General features: G+C 74.9%; 19 protein-coding genes. 18 read left to right on the forward strand and 1 reads right to left on the reverse strand.

Going from position 1 to position 15189, the window contains the following annotated elements; translation table 11 throughout:
- Positions 1-27: 27 nt before the first annotated feature.
- The gene (locus LPA27_RS07690; RefSeq protein ID WP_228942070.1) at positions 28-864 is read right to left on the reverse strand and encodes a hypothetical protein; all 837 of its coding nucleotides are present in this window, start codon (positions 862-864) and stop codon (positions 28-30) included.
- Between the two features lie 249 nt (positions 865-1113).
- On the opposite strand from LPA27_RS07690, the gene LPA27_RS07695 reads away from it, so the two are divergent.
- From LPA27_RS07695 to LPA27_RS07780, 18 genes are all read left to right on the forward strand, one after another.
- Positions 1114-1647, forward strand: a complete 534-nt coding sequence (locus tag LPA27_RS07695; protein ID WP_056862747.1) for an alternate-type signal peptide domain-containing protein — start codon at positions 1114-1116, stop codon at positions 1645-1647.
- 4 nt (positions 1648-1651) lie between these two features.
- The gene (locus tag LPA27_RS07700) at positions 1652-2254 is read left to right on the forward strand and encodes a signal peptidase I (protein ID WP_056904382.1); all 603 of its coding nucleotides are present in this window, start codon (positions 1652-1654) and stop codon (positions 2252-2254) included.
- Positions 2247-2855 (forward strand): SipW-dependent-type signal peptide-containing protein, encoded by a 609-nt coding sequence (locus tag LPA27_RS07705; protein ID WP_056904381.1) that lies wholly within the window; start codon positions 2247-2249, stop codon positions 2853-2855. Before LPA27_RS07700 ends, LPA27_RS07705 begins: the two co-directional genes overlap by 8 nt.
- Positions 2852-3298: a hypothetical protein gene (locus LPA27_RS07710; RefSeq protein ID WP_056904380.1), complete on the forward strand. Its 447-nt coding sequence runs from the start codon at positions 2852-2854 to the stop codon at positions 3296-3298. The genes LPA27_RS07705 and LPA27_RS07710 overlap by 4 nt, the downstream gene beginning before the upstream one ends.
- Before the next feature lie 161 nt (positions 3299-3459).
- Entirely contained in the window at positions 3460-4053 is a 594-nt protein-coding gene (locus LPA27_RS07715; RefSeq protein WP_228942071.1) for an alternate-type signal peptide domain-containing protein, read from the forward strand.
- Complete coding sequence (locus LPA27_RS07720) at positions 4053-4652, forward strand: signal peptidase I (RefSeq protein ID WP_228942072.1); 600 nt, start codon at positions 4053-4055, stop codon at positions 4650-4652. Before LPA27_RS07715 ends, LPA27_RS07720 begins: the two co-directional genes overlap by 1 nt.
- 105 nt (positions 4653-4757) lie before the next feature.
- Positions 4758-5384 carry a hypothetical protein gene (locus tag LPA27_RS07725; RefSeq protein ID WP_228942073.1) on the forward strand — a complete coding sequence of 209 codons (627 nt, stop codon included), beginning with the start codon at positions 4758-4760 and terminating at the stop codon, positions 5382-5384.
- A complete protein-coding gene (locus LPA27_RS07730) occupies positions 5377-6018 on the forward strand; it encodes a TasA family protein (RefSeq protein WP_228942074.1) in 642 nt (213 codons plus the stop codon). Before LPA27_RS07725 ends, LPA27_RS07730 begins: the two co-directional genes overlap by 8 nt.
- On the forward strand, positions 6015-6860 hold the full coding sequence (locus LPA27_RS07735; RefSeq protein WP_228942075.1) for a hypothetical protein: 846 nt from the start codon (positions 6015-6017) through the stop codon (positions 6858-6860). Before LPA27_RS07730 ends, LPA27_RS07735 begins: the two co-directional genes overlap by 4 nt.
- Before the next feature lie 61 nt (positions 6861-6921).
- The gene (pdxT, locus tag LPA27_RS07740) at positions 6922-7521 is read left to right on the forward strand and encodes a pyridoxal 5'-phosphate synthase glutaminase subunit PdxT (protein WP_228942076.1); all 600 of its coding nucleotides are present in this window, start codon (positions 6922-6924) and stop codon (positions 7519-7521) included.
- A gap of 81 nt (positions 7522-7602) precedes the next feature.
- Complete coding sequence (locus LPA27_RS07745; protein WP_228942077.1) at positions 7603-8370, forward strand: YebC/PmpR family DNA-binding transcriptional regulator; 768 nt, start codon at positions 7603-7605, stop codon at positions 8368-8370.
- Positions 8371-8521: 151 nt separating this feature from the next.
- Positions 8522-9157 carry a crossover junction endodeoxyribonuclease RuvC gene (ruvC, locus tag LPA27_RS07750; RefSeq protein ID WP_193664222.1) on the forward strand — a complete coding sequence of 212 codons (636 nt, stop codon included), beginning with the start codon at positions 8522-8524 and terminating at the stop codon, positions 9155-9157.
- Entirely contained in the window at positions 9154-9750 is a 597-nt protein-coding gene (ruvA, locus tag LPA27_RS07755) for a Holliday junction branch migration protein RuvA (protein WP_056904373.1), read from the forward strand. The genes ruvC and ruvA overlap by 4 nt, the downstream gene beginning before the upstream one ends.
- 49 nt (positions 9751-9799) lie before the next feature.
- Positions 9800-10816: a Holliday junction branch migration DNA helicase RuvB gene (gene ruvB / locus LPA27_RS07760; protein ID WP_227489176.1), complete on the forward strand. Its 1017-nt coding sequence runs from the start codon at positions 9800-9802 to the stop codon at positions 10814-10816.
- A gap of 204 nt (positions 10817-11020) precedes the next feature.
- The gene (gene yajC / locus LPA27_RS07765) at positions 11021-11350 is read left to right on the forward strand and encodes a preprotein translocase subunit YajC (RefSeq protein ID WP_056862761.1); all 330 of its coding nucleotides are present in this window, start codon (positions 11021-11023) and stop codon (positions 11348-11350) included.
- 1 nt (position 11351) lies between these two features.
- The gene (gene secD, locus LPA27_RS07770) at positions 11352-13211 is read left to right on the forward strand and encodes a protein translocase subunit SecD (RefSeq protein ID WP_228942078.1); all 1860 of its coding nucleotides are present in this window, start codon (positions 11352-11354) and stop codon (positions 13209-13211) included.
- The gene (gene secF / locus LPA27_RS07775) at positions 13211-14473 is read left to right on the forward strand and encodes a protein translocase subunit SecF (protein ID WP_228942079.1); all 1263 of its coding nucleotides are present in this window, start codon (positions 13211-13213) and stop codon (positions 14471-14473) included. Before secD ends, secF begins: the two co-directional genes overlap by 1 nt.
- Positions 14470-15030, forward strand: a complete 561-nt coding sequence (locus LPA27_RS07780) for an adenine phosphoribosyltransferase (RefSeq protein WP_228942080.1) — start codon at positions 14470-14472, stop codon at positions 15028-15030. Before secF ends, LPA27_RS07780 begins: the two co-directional genes overlap by 4 nt.
- The last annotated feature ends 159 nt before the right edge of the window (positions 15031-15189 follow it).

A 15189-nucleotide genomic window follows, 5' to 3' on the forward strand; every position in this document is an offset into this window, starting at 1 on the left:
GGCCGACGCCGCGCGTCACCGCAGGGCTCAGCGCAGCTCGGGGCAGGGCAGGAGCGCCCGGTCACGGGCCGTGAGGGCGTCGTAGTCGCCGACCAGGTCGAGCACCCGGCCCGTGGTGTCGAGGTAGGCGCGGAAGTCGTAGGGCGCGGCCGCCCAGTAGAGCTGCGGCTCGCCGCCGTCGGCGACGGTGTAGCGGCCCGACGGCTCGCCCATGAGGTCCACCACGACGCCCGACGGCGACCCGACCTCGAGGTCGCACCACGCCGCGACCCACCGCGCGGTGACGGCGTCGTCGACGGCCCCGCCGCCGCGGGCCACGGTGGCGAGCACCCGCCACCTCGCGTCGTCGTAGGTCATCGTCACCGTCTGGTCGCGGCCGGGCAGGTCGACCGCCAGCACGGTCCGCTCCGCGGTGGCCGAGGTGACCTCGAGACCGGCGACGTCGGTCGCGAGGGTCTCGGTCGGCTCGTCCCACAGCACCCCGACGAAGCCGGTGCAGGGGTCGCCGAGGCCGGCACGACCCAGCAGGATCGCCCTGCCGCGCAGCTCGATCGTCAGCTCGGGCGCCTGCCGCGCACAGGCCCCGGCGGCGTCGCGCGCCGCGAGCGCCCCCAGCCACGCCAGGTACGCCGACTCCGCGGCCGTGCCGCCGCCGGGCGCACCGGGGCCCGCCGTGGCGTCGCCGGCGTCGGACCCGGCGTCGGACCCGGCGGTGGGTGCATCGGTGTCGGCGGGGGCGGTGGCGACCGACGGGTCCGCCGGGAGTGAGGGGGCCCTGTGCGGAGCGCCGGGGTCGGTGCAGGCGCCGAGCCCGAGGACGGGGGCGAGGAGCAGCGCCGCGACGACGACGCTGGCCCGGGTCATGGCGTCAGCCTGCCACGCGGCGTACGCCCCCGGCGGCGCACGGACGGGCGGGCCCGTCCGGGCCATGCCACGACCCGCACCGCGCACCGACGGGCGGGCCCGTCCGGGCCATGCCCGGCCCCGACCGGGTGGACCGGGTGGACGGACGGGTCATCGACGCGCGGAAGCCTCCGACGGGCGCCGCGCCGACCGATGGGCACGGGGAGCCGGCTGCCGCCAGGGCGCTGCCGGAGCCAGGAGGGCGTCGACGTGCGCACCATCGTCAAGGGATCACTCGCCGCGGGCGCAGGCGTCGTGCTGCTGCTCGGGGGCGCCGGCACGCTCGCGGTGTGGACCGATGCCGAGGACCTCCCCGGCACCGGCTCCACCAGCGGCTACCTCGACCTCACCGACCCGGTCTGCGACCCGTGGGAGCTCGACGGGGGCGCTGCGTTCACGACCCAGCTGATCGTGCCCGGCGACGAGCTCAGCCACCGCTGCACCTTCACCCTCGACGCCGCGGGTGAGCACCTGTCGGCGACCTTCGAGACCTCCGACCCCGTCGTGACCGAGACCAACGCGCTGGTCGACGACCTCGTGGTCTCCACCGCCTACACCGTCGGCGGCGTCCCCGTCGACCCGGAGGCCGGCGGGGTGGCGGTGCAGGACGGCGACGTCGTCACCGCGGTGGTGACGGTGTCCTTCCCGCTGGGGTCCGACAACGCCAGCAACGTGCCGACCGCCGGGCTGCAGGCGACGCTCGAGGACATCACGGTCACCGCGACCCAGGACCACTCCGGCTGAGGCCGTGCGCGTCCTGACGTGGGTCCGTCGCGTCGCCCGGGTCGCGGCCTGGGCGGCGACGCTGCTCGCGCTCGCAGCGCTGACCGTGGGGCTGGTCGTGCCGCGTCTCGCAGGCGGCTCGGCCTACACCGTGCTCACCGGCTCGATGCGGCCCGGGCTGCCGCCGGGCACCCTGGTCGTGGTGCGGCCGGCCGAGACCGGCGCGCTGCGCACCGGCGACGTCGTCACCTACCAGCTGCGCAGCGACGAGCCCGCCGTCGTCACCCACCGCATCGTGGCCGTCGGGGTCGACGGGGCGGGCGAGCTGCGCTTCACCACCCGGGGCGACGCCAACGACGTCGCCGACCCCGTCGCCGTGCGGCCCGAGCAGGTGCGCGGACGGCTCTGGTACGCCGTGCCGCACCTCGGCCACGTCGGGCGGCTGCTCAGCGGGGAGCAGCGGCGGCTGGCCGGCCTCGTCCTGGCCGGCCTGCTGCTGTCCTACGCCGCCTCGGCGTACGCCCGGGCGGTGCGGGAGCACCGCGCCGCGTCGTCGCGGCGCACCCCCGTCGCACCGGGGCGGCACCGGGCCCCGGTCGAGCACCCCCGCGAGCGCGCCGATGCCTAGCCACCGCGCGACCCCCGCCCGCGGCGGGGTGCCCCGGCCGCTGCGGTCGCTGCGGGTGCGGGCGGCGCTCGGTCTCGCGGTCGTGGCCTGCGTCGCGACCACCGGCACGTGGGCGGCGTGGACCGACGAGGTGCCGGTCAGCGGCGCCACCGTCACCGCGGGGAGCATCGACTTGACCGTCGACGGCAGCAACGCCGTGACCGGCTACACCTCGCTGTCGGTGGGGGCGATGGTGCCCGGGGGCAGCGTCGCGGCGGTGCTCACCGTGCGCAACGCGGGCACCGCTCCGCTGCGCTGGACCGCCACGTCGACCGCGACCAACGGCGACGGCAAGGGCCTGGCCGCGACGCTGGTGGTCAAGGTCACCGGCGACACCACGGTCACCGGCAGCGCCCCGACCACCACCTGCGCCGGCACCGCCCTGGCCGGCGCGGGCTCCGCGCTCAACGGGGCGCTGGTCGGGACCGGTCGCACCCTGGCCCCCGCCACCACGGAGAAGGTGTGCGTGCAGCTCACCCTGCCCGGCAACGCGGCCAGCGGCCTGCAGGGCGCCACGACGGCGGTGACCCTCACCTTCACGGCCTCCTCGGACCTGTCGTGACCCCGCGGCACCGGGACGACCCACGCCCGCCCGGCCGGGCCCGCGCCGCGGCGCACGCCACGCTGGCGGCGCTCGCGCTCGCCGCCGGCCTGCAGCCGGCGCCGGCGCGGGCCGCCCCCTGGACCGACACCGTCGGCGTCGGCGGCACCATCCTGAGCGCAGGCACCGTGCCGGCGCCGGCCACGTTCACCTGCACCGGTCTGGGCCTCGGCAGCGTGCGGTTCACCTGGTCCCCGGTGGCGGGCGCGACGAGCTACACGGTGTCCTACGACGGCGGAGCCGGATCGGTCACCACGACCGGCACCTCGGTGGACCTCGTGGGTCTGCTCAGCGGGGGCACGGCCTGGGTGCGGGCCCACGTCGCCTACCCGTCGGTGACCTGGTCCTCGGTTCCCTCGACCACCCGCACCTACACCTTCGTCGTCGTGAGTCTCTGCGGCTGACCCGCGCCACCGCACCCGAGTCCCGTCCTGGCCCGCACGGAAGCCGGTGAGTAGTCCGTCCGGGCCGGTGCGGCGCCGGTCGGGCAGAACCCCTGACCCGTCATGACCATCTCCGTCGGAGGGCCATGACCCCGGCGCGACGGGCCCGTTGAGGAGGTGTCTTGCCCGCCACCCACCGACCGGAGCCCCTCATGAACAAGACCACCAAGGGTGCCCTCGCGGCGTCCACCGCCGCCGTGCTGCTGCTCGGGGGCGCCGGCTCGCTGGCCTACTGGACCGACAACGACGTCGTCCAGCCCGGGTCCTTCGCCAGCGGCGAGATCAAGCTGACCGACGGCGCGTGCGCGACGAGCTGGACCTACGCCCCCGGCAACGCCAAGGCGGGAACCGTGGTGACCGCCATCGTCCCGGGGGACAAGATCACGAAGACCTGCACCTTCACGGTGCGGGCCAAGGGCGACAACCTGTCGGCCACGCCGACCCTGCCCGCGGTGATCCCGGTGCGCAAGACGTCGTCGGACCCGGGCACGTCCACCCTCGACGCCACCGCGGCGGCGACCTACACCACCACCAGCGGGTTCACCGCGGGCAAGCTGACCCGCTCGAACGACAACGACACGCTGAGCGCGGCCATCACGGTCTCGTTCCCCTACGGCGACGCCACCACCAAGAACGCCAACGACACGCAGAACCTCATCGCCGCGGTCGACGCGCTCACGGTGTCCCTGGTGCAGGACAACCCCAACCCGGCCTGATGAGCAGCCGCAGCCGCAGCCGCAGCCGCAGCCGCAGCCGCAGCCGTAGCCGCGGCACAGCGCGGGGCTGGGCGGGGCAGGTCGCCGCCTGGACCGTGCTGCTCGCGGTCGCGGCGGTCGTCGCGGCCGGGGTCGTCGTGCCACGGGTGGTCGGGGCGACGCCCTACACGGTGCTCACCGGGTCGATGGCCCCGACCTACCCGCCGGGGACCCTCGTCGTGGTGAGGCCCGTCGACGCCGACGACATCGGCCCGGGCACGCCGGTGACCTTCCAGCTGGAGTCCGGGCGGCCCGAGGTCGTGACCCACCGCGTCGTCGACGTGGCCTACGACCTGACCGGCCGGCGGCTGCTCACCACCCAGGGCGACGCCAACCCGGTGCCCGACGCCGAGCCCGTCGAGGCCGCGCAGCTGCGCGGCGAGGTCTGGTACGCCGTGCCGCACCTCGGCCGCGTCAACGCGCTGCTCACCGGCCACCAGCGCCAGGTCGCGGTGTGGGTCGTCGGCGGTGGGCTGCTCGCCTACGCCGGCGCCATGTTCACCGGAGCCGCCCGCGAGCGGGGTCGCCGCCCGCGCCCGACCCACCTGAGCACCGCCTGACCTGCACCGCCTGACCTGCACCGCCCACCGCGACCGTCCGCGGGTGCGCCGCCGACCGCTCGACCGACCGACCGCCCGCCCGCCCGATCCAGGAGAGGAGCCACCGTGTCGCACGCCCGTCGCCTCCGCACGGTGCTCGTCGCCGCCGTCCTGGTCGCGCTGCCGGTGAGCACCGTCGCGATGCGCCCGGCAGCCGGGCCGCCCGGGGCGGGTGCGAGCCGGGCCGAGGAGTCGGCGCTGCGCGACACCGACGTGTCGTCGTACCTCGCCGTGTCGCGCGACCGCGCCTTCGCCTCGGCCTGGGACGGCCCCGTGTGGGGCCGCGGGGTCCGCTGGGTGCCGGGGGAGCGGCGCGCGGGGGACTTCTGGGTGCGCAACGACGGTCCGGTGCCGGCCGACCTGACCCTCACGGTCGCCTCGCGCGGCGCGAGGCCGCTGCTCGCGGCCGACCGGTTCAGCGTGCGGGTGGCGGGTCGTGCCCGTCGCGGCGCTCCCAGCCGCGACCTCACGCGGAGCCTCGCCCGGGTGGAGGGGTCGCTGCGGCGCACCGCCCCGGTCGTGCTCGCCTACCACCTGCGCCCGGGCCGGCTGGTGCACGTGCGGGTCGTCGCCGCCCTGGCCTACACGGCCGGCAACCGCACCCAGGGCAGGGGGTCGCGCGTGTCCCTCGAGCTCCGCCTGACCCAGGACGTCAACGGCTTCCGCGACGACACGGTGGTGCTCCGTGGCTGAGCACCGCAGGACCCAGCGGCCGTCCCGGCCCGCGCTCACCCGCCCCACGGGCCGCCGTCGGGCGGTGGTGCCGCGGCGCGGCCGGGCCACCAAGGGCTGGGCGGCACTGGCACTGGCCGGGGGACTGGTGCTGGGCGCCGGCAGCCAGGGCACCTTCGCCTTCTGGAGCGACACCGACACCGTGGCCAGCGGCTCCTTCACCACGGGGCGCCTCGACCTCACCGTCGACGGCGCCCAGGGCAACCCCACCGCCTACGCCGCCACCAACCTCGCGCTCGCCACGATGGTGCCGGGCGAGAGCGTCGCCGCGACGCTCACCGTGCGCAACGCCGGCGACGCGCCCTTCACCTTCCGCGCCAGCGCCACCAAGACCGGCGACCTGGCCGCTCCGCTGGTGGTCGAGGTTCTCGCCGGGTCGACGCAGACCGGAGACGACGCGACCTACCCCCGCACCGAGGGGTGCTCCGGCGGCACGCCGCTGTCGCCCACCACGGCGACCCGGCTCGACGTCGCCGCCTCCACCACGCTCTGCGTCAAGGTGACCCTGCCCTTCGAGACCGCCGACACCTTCCAGTCGAAGACCGCGCCGAGCACGGTCTCCCTCGCGCTCGTCGCCAGCCAGGTCGCCCCGTGAGCCGCCCCGTGGTCGTGGTGCTCGCGCTCCTGCTGGGGCTGGGCGTCGGCGCGGCCCTCGGGGCGTCGCCCCGCGCAACGCTGGCCGCCTTCTCCGACTCCGCCGCCGCGACCAGCGGGGAGCTCACCAGCGGGGCGATCGCCAGGCCGACGTCGCCGGTGGGCAGCCGCTCGCTGGCGGGAGCGGTGACCCTGAGCTGGGCGGCCACGCCGGCGGGCACCGGCACGGCCGGCACGTACCGGGTGCTGCGCTGGAGCGCGGCCACGGGCGGCACCAGCGTGCAGGCCTGCGCCACCACGGCCCCCACCACGACCTGCTCCGACGCGGGCGCGCCCGTCCTGGCGACCGCCTACTACTCCCTCGTCGCCACCGTCGGCGCCGCCTGGAGCAAGGAGTCCGACCGGGTCGCGGTGCCGGTGGCCGGCTCCTCCGACACCGTCGCCCCCGCGCTCACCGTGGGCTTCCCGACCACCGGCACGTCCTCCTCGTCCAGCTCGTTCTCGACCAAGGTCGCCGCCGGCTGCCCGGCGGGCGGGGTGGCCTGCGGCTCCACGTCGGACAACGTCGCCACCACCGCGGTCACCTACCGCCTGGAGCGGCGCAGCGGCACGGGCCTGGGTGCGAGCACGGTGTGCTGGAACGGGTCGGCGTGGGCCTCGGCCACCTGCCTGCTCGGCCAGCAGCCGGCCACGCTGGTCGGCGGCACGGCCTGGCGGGTGCCGAGCTCGCCCGAGTCCGCCTACCCCAACACCTTCGGGGCGGCGGCCTTCACCCTCACCGTCCGTGCCGTCGACGCCGCCGGCAACGCCACCACCGCGACCAGCACCTTCTCCACCACCTGACCCGCCCCGCGCGGTCCCACCTGCCCGCGCGGGGCTCCGGGCCCGGCCCTACGATCGCCCGGTGCCGTCACCCCGCATCGGAGTCCTCGCCCTCCAGGGCGACGTGGTCGACCACGTCCGCGCGCTGCGGGCGCTGGGGGCCGAGGCGACCGGCGTACGCCGCGCGGCGGAGCTGGCCGCCGTCGACGCGCTGGTCGTGCCGGGCGGCGAGTCGACCACGATGATCCGCCTGGCGAGGGTCTTCGACCTGCTCGGACCGCTGCGCGAGCGGATCGCCGAGGGTCTGCCGGTGCTCGGCACCTGCGCGGGGATGATCATGCTGGCCGACCGCGTCGAGGACGCCGCGCCCGGGCAGGAGACCCTCGGCGGGCTGCACGTCACGGTGCGCCGCAACGCCTTCGGGCGCCAGGTCGACTCCTTCGAGGGCCCGCTCGACGTGGCCGGCCTCGACTCCCCGGTGCACGCCGTCTTCATCCGCGCGCCCTGGGTGGAGGCCGTCGACGACGACGTCGAGGTGCTCGCGCGTGTGGCGCACGGTCCGGCCGTGGGTAGGATCGTCGCGGTCCGGCAGGGCCCGCTCATGGCCACCTCGTTCCACCCCGAGGTCGGCGAGGACACCCGCATCCACGGGTTGTTCCTCGACCTGGTCCGGGAGCCCTGACCGGCCGGCGCAGCACTTCGACAAGCACGACCGCCCCGGTGCGCCGGGAGCAGGGCGTGGACGGACGGGAAGAGGGAACGCATGTCGGGGCACTCCAAGTGGGCGACCACCAAGCACAAGAAGGCCGCGATCGACGCCAAGCGCGGCAAGATGTTCGCCAAGCTGATCAAGAACATCGAGGTCGCGGCCCGCATGGGCGGCGGTGACCCCACCGGCAACCCGACGCTCTACGACGCCATCCAGAAGGCCAAGAAGTCCTCGGTGCCCAACGACAACATCGACCGCGCGGTCAAGCGCGGCTCCGGTGCGGAGACCGGCGGCGCCGACTACCAGACGATCATGTACGAGGGCTACGGCCCCTCCGGCGTCGCGATGCTCATCGAGTGCCTCACCGACAACAAGAACCGCGCCGCCATGGAGGTCCGCACCGCCATGACCCGCAACGGCGGCTCGCTGGCCGACCCGGGCTCGGTGTCCTTCCTCTTCCACCGCAAGGGCGTCGTCGTGGTGCCCGCGCAGCAGGAGGGGAAGACCGTCTCCGAGGACGACGTGCTCGAGGCGACCCTCGAGGCCGGCGCCGACGCCGTCAACGACCTGGGGGAGGCCTTCGAGGTCGTCTCCGAGCCCACCGACCTGGTGGCGGTGCGCACCGCGCTGCAGAGCGCCGGCATCGACTACGACTCCGCCGACGCCTCCTTCGTGCCCGACATGCAGGTCGCGCTCGACAAGGACGCCGCGGCCAAGATGTTCCGCCTCGTCGACGTCCTGGAGGACCTCGACGACGTGCAGAACCTCTACGCCAACTTCGGCGTGGCCGACGACGTCATGGCCCAGCTCGAGGACGCCTGACCCGAGGCCGCTCCCGAGGCTGCTCCCGAGGCTGGGCCCCGGCCCGCGTGTCGCCGCGGCCCAGGCCGGTCGTGGTGGGTAGCGTTGCCTGCGAACACATGTTCGACACGACGCCGGCCCACCGAGGCCCGGTGGCAGGACAGGAGGCGCGATGCGGGTGCTCGGGATCGACCCCGGCCTGACCCGCTGCGGCCTCGGGGTGGTGGAGGGGTCGGTGGGCCGCCCGCTGACCCTCGTCGACGTCAACGTGGTGCGGACCTCCTCGCACCTGCCGGTCGCGGAGCGCCTGGTCACCATCGAGAAGGGCGTGGACGCCTGGCTCGACGAGTTCTCACCCGACGCCGTCGCGGTGGAGCGGGTCTTCGCCCGCTCCGACGTGAGCACGGTGATGGGCACGGCGCAGGCCAGCGGGATCGCCATGGTGTGCGCGGCGCGACGCGGGCTGCCGATCGCGCTGCACACCCCCAGCGAGGTCAAGGCCGCGGTCTCGGGCAACGGTCGCGCCGACAAGCAGCAGGTCGGGGCGATGGTGACCCGGATCCTGCGCCTCGACGCGCCGCCGAAGCCGGCCGACGCGGCCGACGCCCTGGCCCTGGCCATCACCCACATCTGGCGCGGCGGGGCCCAGCAGCGCCTCGACGCCGCCGTCGGGGCCAGCGGCGCGCGCGCCCACCGGCAGGCGCAGGTCGACGCCCAGGTCAGGGCCCAGCGGGCCGTCCAGCAGCAGGCGCGCAGGCGCGCGTTGGAGCAGGCCGCCGAGGTCGCGGCCGGGAGGAGCAGCAGGTGATCGCGTTCGTGCACGGCCAGGTGGCCACGGTGGGCCTGTCCAGCGCCGTCCTCGAGGTGGGCGGCGTGGGGCTCGAGCTGCTCTGCACCCCCGGCACCCTGGCGTCGCTGCGCGTGGGGCAGCCGGCGACCCTGCCCACCAGCATGGTGGTGCGCGAGGACTCCCTGACGCTCTTCGGCTTCCTCGACGACGACGAGAAGGCCTGCTTCGAACTCGTGCAGACCGCCTCCGGCGTCGGTCCCAAGCTGGCCCAGGCGGTGCTGGCCGTGCTCGCGCCCGACGACCTGCGCCGCGCAGTCTCGGCCGAGGACGTCAAGACCCTCACGCGCGTGCCCGGCATCGGGCAGAAGGGCGCGCAGCGGATCATCCTGGAGCTCAAAGACCGCCTCGGCGCGCCCGTCGGCGGTCGCTCGGCGCCAGCCGCCGCCTCGGCCGAGCCGTGGCGTGAGCAGGTGGCGACCGGTCTGGTCGGTCTGGGCTGGTCGGCGAAGGACGCCGAGAAGGCCGTCGACGCCGTGGCCCCCGAGGCGGGGCCGGTGCCCGACGTCGCGGCGCTCCTGCGCGCCGCGCTGCGCTCGCTGAGCAGGGCCTGACGTGCGCGAGGAGGACCTCGCGGCCGCCGAGGACGCCTACTTCGGGTCCCTGACCGCCGCCGAGGCCGAGGGCGACGAGCGTGCGGTCGAGGCCGCGCTGCGACCGCGCAGCCTCGACGAGGTCGTCGGGCAGGCCCGGGTGCGCGACCAGCTGGGCCTGGTGCTGGAGGCGGCGCGGATGCGCGGGCGCTCGCCCGACCACGTGCTGCTGTCGGGCCCGCCGGGTCTCGGCAAGACCACGCTGGCCATGATCATCGCCCACGAGATGACCGCACCGCTGCGCCTGACCAGCGGCCCGGCCATCACCCACGCCGGCGATCTGGCCGCGATCTTGTCGGGGATGAACGAGGGCGAGGTCCTCTTCGTCGACGAGATCCATCGGATGTCGCGCCCGGCGGAGGAGATGCTCTACATGGCGATGGAGGACTTCCGCGTCGACGTCGTCATCGGCAAGGGGCCCGGCGCCACCGCCATCCCGCTCGAGATCCCGCCCTTCACCCTCGTCGGCGCGACCACCCGTGCCGGGCTGCTGCCCGGCCCGCTGCGTGACCGCTTCGGCTTCACCGCCCACCTCGAGTACTACGAGCCCCACGAGCTCGACCGCATCGTGCACCGCTCGGCGGGCCTGCTCGGGGTCGAGCTGCGCCCCGACGGCTCCAGCGAGATCGCCTCGCGCTCGCGCGGCACCCCGCGCATCGCCAACCGCCTGCTGCGCCGGGTGCGCGACTTCGCGCAGGTCCGCGCCGACGGCGTCGTCACCCTCGACGTGGCGCGCGCGGCGCTCGACCTCTACGAGGTCGACGAGCTCGGCCTCGACCGGCTCGACCGGGCCGTGCTCGACGCGCTGTGCCGCCGCTTCGGCGGCGGCCCCGTGGGGGTCTCCACCCTCGCCGTGGCCGTGGGGGAGGAGCGCGAGACCGTCGAGGAGGTCGCCGAGCCCTTCCTGGTGCGCAACGGCTTCCTGGCCCGGACCCCCCGCGGGCGCATCGCCACCCGCGCGGCCTGGCACCACCTCGGCCTGGCCGCACCCGCCGCGGTGGCCGACACGGCGCTCTTCGACGACTGAGCGGTCGCGCGCCGCGTGGCCACGCCGCCGCCGCGCGCCGGGCCCGCACGACCTGGTCCGAGAGGGTGTGGCGGTGCGCGCCCCGCCGGGCACGGTGGTGCACGACGTGGCCTGGGCCACGGCTACACTTTGCCGTCGGTCGCCCCCGGGACTCCTCCGGGGTCCCGCGGCCCTGCACCCACTCCCTGCTCGAGAGGTCTTGTCGTGTCGACGCTCGTCAACCTGCTGCCGATCATCCTGATCGCGCTGGTGTTCTGGCTGCTGATCATCCGGCCGCAGACCCGGCGCCAGAAGGAGCTCGTGCGCATGCAGGGCTCCCTCACCGTCGGCGACCGGGTGATGCTGACCTCGGGCGTCTTCGGCGAGGTCCGCGAGATCACCGACGAGCACGTCGGGGTCGAGATCGCCGACGGCGTCGTGATCCGCGTGGTGCGCGGGGCGATCGGCTCGATCATCCCCGCCCACGACCCGCTCGAGGACCCGACCGACGGGCCGGCCCTCGGCGAGGGCCGCGCCGAGACCGAGGAGCGCTGACGTGGCGCGCCCCTCGACCCGTCCGGGCCGCACCCTGGTGGTGTTCTTCCTCGGCGTGGCGATCCTCTACGGGCTCACCGCGCTGGCCGGCACCTGGAAGCCGGCCCTGGGCCTGGACCTCCAGGGCGGCACCCGCATCGTCCTGATCCCCGACGGCGACCCCTCGCAGGAGAACCTGGAGGAGGCCCGCCAGATCATCGACGACCGCGTCAACGGCTCCGGCGTCTCCGAGGGCGAGGTCACGACCTCGAGCGGCAACATCACCGTCGAGATCCCCGGCGAGGACCAGAGCGACCTCGAGGAGACCGTGCAGCGCACGGCCCAGCTCCGCTTCCGTCTCGTCGCGTGCTCCCCGCTGCTCGGCACCGCCTGCGGCGCGGCCGGCCAGGTGAGCACCGACCCCGGCACGCAGGTGCCCGGCGCCACCACCCCCGGTGGCCAGCAGGGTGGCCAGCAGGGCGGCACCCAGAACGGTCAGCAGAACGGCCAGCAGCAGGGCGGCCAGCAGGACGGCGCCGGTCAGAGCGGCAACAACCGCCCCGCTCCCGGCTTCGCCCAGCGCGACCTGCTCACCTCCGGCACGGCCTCGCCCAGCCCCAGCGGCCAGCCCAGCGACCAGCCCAGCGGCCAGGCCGGCGACGGTGCGAGCACCAGCCCCTCGGCCCAGCCCTCCGGCAGCGCCTCGCCCTCGGGCAGCGCCGGCCCGGGCGCCGCCGCCGGCGGCCAGGCCGCGATCGACAGCTGCCTGGCGGCAGCCGCCGACGACGAGACCCTGGCCGACCCGCTGGCCTGGATCAACAGCCCCACCCCAGCGTGCGCCGAGGCGTTCACGGCGTACCAGTGCCCCGCCGAGGGCACCGGCCAGGCCATGCCCGACGACCCGGCCACGCCGCTCATCACCTGCGACGACGAGGGCATCCCCTACCTGCTGTCGAGCTCGATCATCGAGGGCACCGACCTCACCGACGCCGCCGCGGGCATCCCGCAGGGCCAGGTCGGCTGGGCGGTCACCCTGTCGTTCAACGGCGAGGGCACCGACACCTTCGGCGAGGTCTCCCAGGCCCTGGCCGGCCAGGAGCGTCCCTTCGCCATCGTGCTCGACGGCGGCGTGATCTCCGCGCCCACCATCGACACCCCCATCCTCAACGGCGAGGCCCAGATCACCGGCGACTTCGGCGAGGAGGAGGCCGACAGCCTGGCCACGAGCCTGAAGTACGGCTCGCTGCCGATCGCCTTCGGCGACACCTCGGTCGAGACGATCGGCCCCTCGCTCGCGGGCAGCCAGCTCAGCGCGGGCATCTACGCCGGCGCGGCCGGCCTGCTCCTGGTGATGCTCTACTGCCTGGTCTACTACCGCGGCCTGGGCCTGGTGGTCGTCGGCTCGCTCGCCGTCGCGGCGGCCATCACCTACGCCATGGTCCTGCTCCTGGGCGCCGGCGCGGGCTTCACGCTGACCCTGCCCGGTATCGCCGGTCTCATCATCGCGGTCGGTGTCACCGCCGACTCCTTCATCATCTTCTTCGAGCGCATCCGCGACGAGATGCGGGAGGGCAAGTCGATGCGGGTCGCGGTCGAGTCGGGCTGGCAGCGCGCCCGGGTCACGCGGCTGGCCGCCAACGTGGTCTCGCTGCTCTCGGCGGCGGTCCTCTACATCTTCGCGACCGGCGTCGTGAAGGGCTTCGGCTTCGCGCTGGGCCTCTCGACGCTGATCGACCTCGCGGTGCTGTTCTGGTTCACCAAGCCGATGGTGTCCTACCTCGCGCGCTACTCGTTCTTCAACGGCGGCGGTCGGCTCTCCGGCCTCAGCCCCGAGACCCTGGGCATGGACCGGGTCCCGGCCACGGCAGGAGGCAAGGCCTGATGGGCACGTTCTCACGGCTCGGCAACGACCTCTACGGCGGTCGGAAGTCGATCGACTTCGTCAACAAGCGCGGCCCCTGGTACCTCGTCTCGGTGCTGCTCGTGGCCGCGGCGATCGCCATCGTGCTGCTCAAGGGCCTCAACTTCGGCGTGGAGTTCACCGGCGGCACGCAGTTCGACGTCGACGTCGCTGCGAGCTCCGCGACCCAGGACACCGCCGACGAGCTGCGCCAGGAGATCGCCGACTCCGGGATCGAGGCCGCGGGCACGCCCACGGTCACGACCTCGAGCCGCGACGCGCTCATCGTGCAGACCGAGAACCTCTCCAACGCCGACAACGACGCGATCCTGCAGATCATCGACGACGTCACCGGCGCGTCGGGCGACGCGATCTCCCAGACCGAGATCGGCCCGAGCTGGGGCCAGCAGGTCGCCCAGCGCGCCGTGCTCGGCGTGGTCATCTTCCTCGTCCTCGTGGTGCTCTTCATCTGGGCCTACTTCCGCGAGTGGAAGATGTCGGTCGCCGCGCTGGTCGCGCTCTTCCACGACATCGCCATCACGATCGGCATCTACGCCCTCTCCGGCTTCCCCGTGACGCCGTCGGCGGTCACCGGTCTGCTGGCGATCCTCGGGTTCTCGCTCTACGACACCGTCGTCGTCTTCGACAAGGTCCGCGAGAACACGACGTCGGCCGAGCTGCGCCGCACCCGCTACACCTACGCCGAGGCCGCCAACCTGGCGGTCAACCAGACGCTGGTCCGGTCGATCAACACCGCGATCGTCGCGCTCATCCCGATCGGCGCGATCCTCTACGTCAGCACCGTGCAGCTGGGTGCGAGCTCGCTGCAGGACCTGGCGCTGTCGCAGTTCGTCGGCATGGCGGTCGGTGTGTACTCCTCGATCTTCCTGGCGCCCCGCCTGCTGGTGCACATGAAGTCCTCGGAGACCGAGGTCAAGCTCGAGGAGAAGCGCGCCAAGGCCCGGGCCCGGGCCATGGCCGACCCCTACGCCACCGTGCCGAGCTTCGCCGAGGACATGCCGGTCGAGGACGAGCCGGGCGCCGACCCGGCCGACCGCCCGGTCGTCGACCGCGACCGGCCGCAGATCGCCGGCAACGCCCCGCGCACCGCACCCCCGCGGGCCTCGGAGGCGGTGGGACGCGGTCGGGTGGTGCCCCCGTCGCGGGGTCCGGTCGCCGACTCCCGCGCCGCCGGTCGGCAGCAGCCCTCGCGCCAGACCCGATCCAAGCGCGGCAAGAAGTGACCTCGCCCGGCGAGGACCCGCTCGCGCCCGCCCGCGACGCCCTGGCCCGGTTGATCCTCGACGTGGCCGACTACCCCGAGCCGGGGGTGGTGTTCAAGGACATCACCCCGCTGCTCGCCGACCACGACGGCCTCAGCGCCGTGGTGGCCGCGCTGGCCTCGGCCGGGCGCTCGGGCGCCGACAGCGTGGTGGACAAGGTCGTCGGCATGGAGGCGCGGGGCTTCATCCTGGCCGCGCCGGTGGCGCTCTCCCTCGGTGCCGGCTTCATCCCGGTGCGCAAGGAGGGCAAGCTGCCCCGCGAGACCCACGGCGTCTCCTACTCCCTGGAGTACGGCGAGGCCACGCTGGAGATCCACCGCGACGCCATCGCCCCCGGCGACCGCGTCCTGCTCGTCGACGACGTGCTCGCCACCGGCGGCACGGCGCGCGCGACCCAGCAGCTGGTCGAGCAGTGCGGCGGCAGCGTCGTCGGCGTGGCGGTGCTGATGGACCTGTCCTTCCTGCCGTGGCGCGAGGCGCTCGGCGAGCTGCCGGTGACCACGCTGATGACGGTCTGACCCGGCCCGGCCACGGACTAGACTGACCAGGTGACCGAGGAGCGCACGGCCCCGCAGACCGGGTCCGGTGCGCCCGGCCCCGCCGACTCCTCCCCGGGCGCCGCGGCGGAGGCCGCCTCCGCCCCGACCTCGTCCGGCCCTGCGCCGCGCGTCGAGCCC

The sequence above is a fragment of the Nocardioides sp. Leaf374 genome (assembly GCF_916862475.1).
Classification (GTDB): Bacteria; Actinomycetota; Actinomycetes; order Propionibacteriales; family Nocardioidaceae; genus Nocardioides; species Nocardioides kribbensis.

What these genes read in the sequence shown, in the direction of transcription:
- LPA27_RS07690 (WP_228942070.1), bottom strand. Translation starts at nt 864, where the DNA reads ATGACCCGGGCCAGCGTCGTCGTCGCGGCGCTGCTCCTCGCCCCCGTC.
- LPA27_RS07745 (WP_228942077.1), top strand. Translation starts at nt 7,603, where the DNA reads ATGTCGGGGCACTCCAAGTGGGCGACCACCAAGCACAAGAAGGCCGCG.
- LPA27_RS07720 (WP_228942072.1), top strand. Translation starts at nt 4,053, where the DNA reads ATGAGCAGCCGCAGCCGCAGCCGCAGCCGCAGCCGCAGCCGCAGCCGT.
- LPA27_RS07705 (WP_056904381.1), top strand. Translation starts at nt 2,247, where the DNA reads ATGCCTAGCCACCGCGCGACCCCCGCCCGCGGCGGGGTGCCCCGGCCG.
- secF (WP_228942079.1), top strand. Translation starts at nt 13,211, where the DNA reads ATGGGCACGTTCTCACGGCTCGGCAACGACCTCTACGGCGGTCGGAAG.
- ruvC (WP_193664222.1), top strand. Translation starts at nt 8,522, where the DNA reads ATGCGGGTGCTCGGGATCGACCCCGGCCTGACCCGCTGCGGCCTCGGG.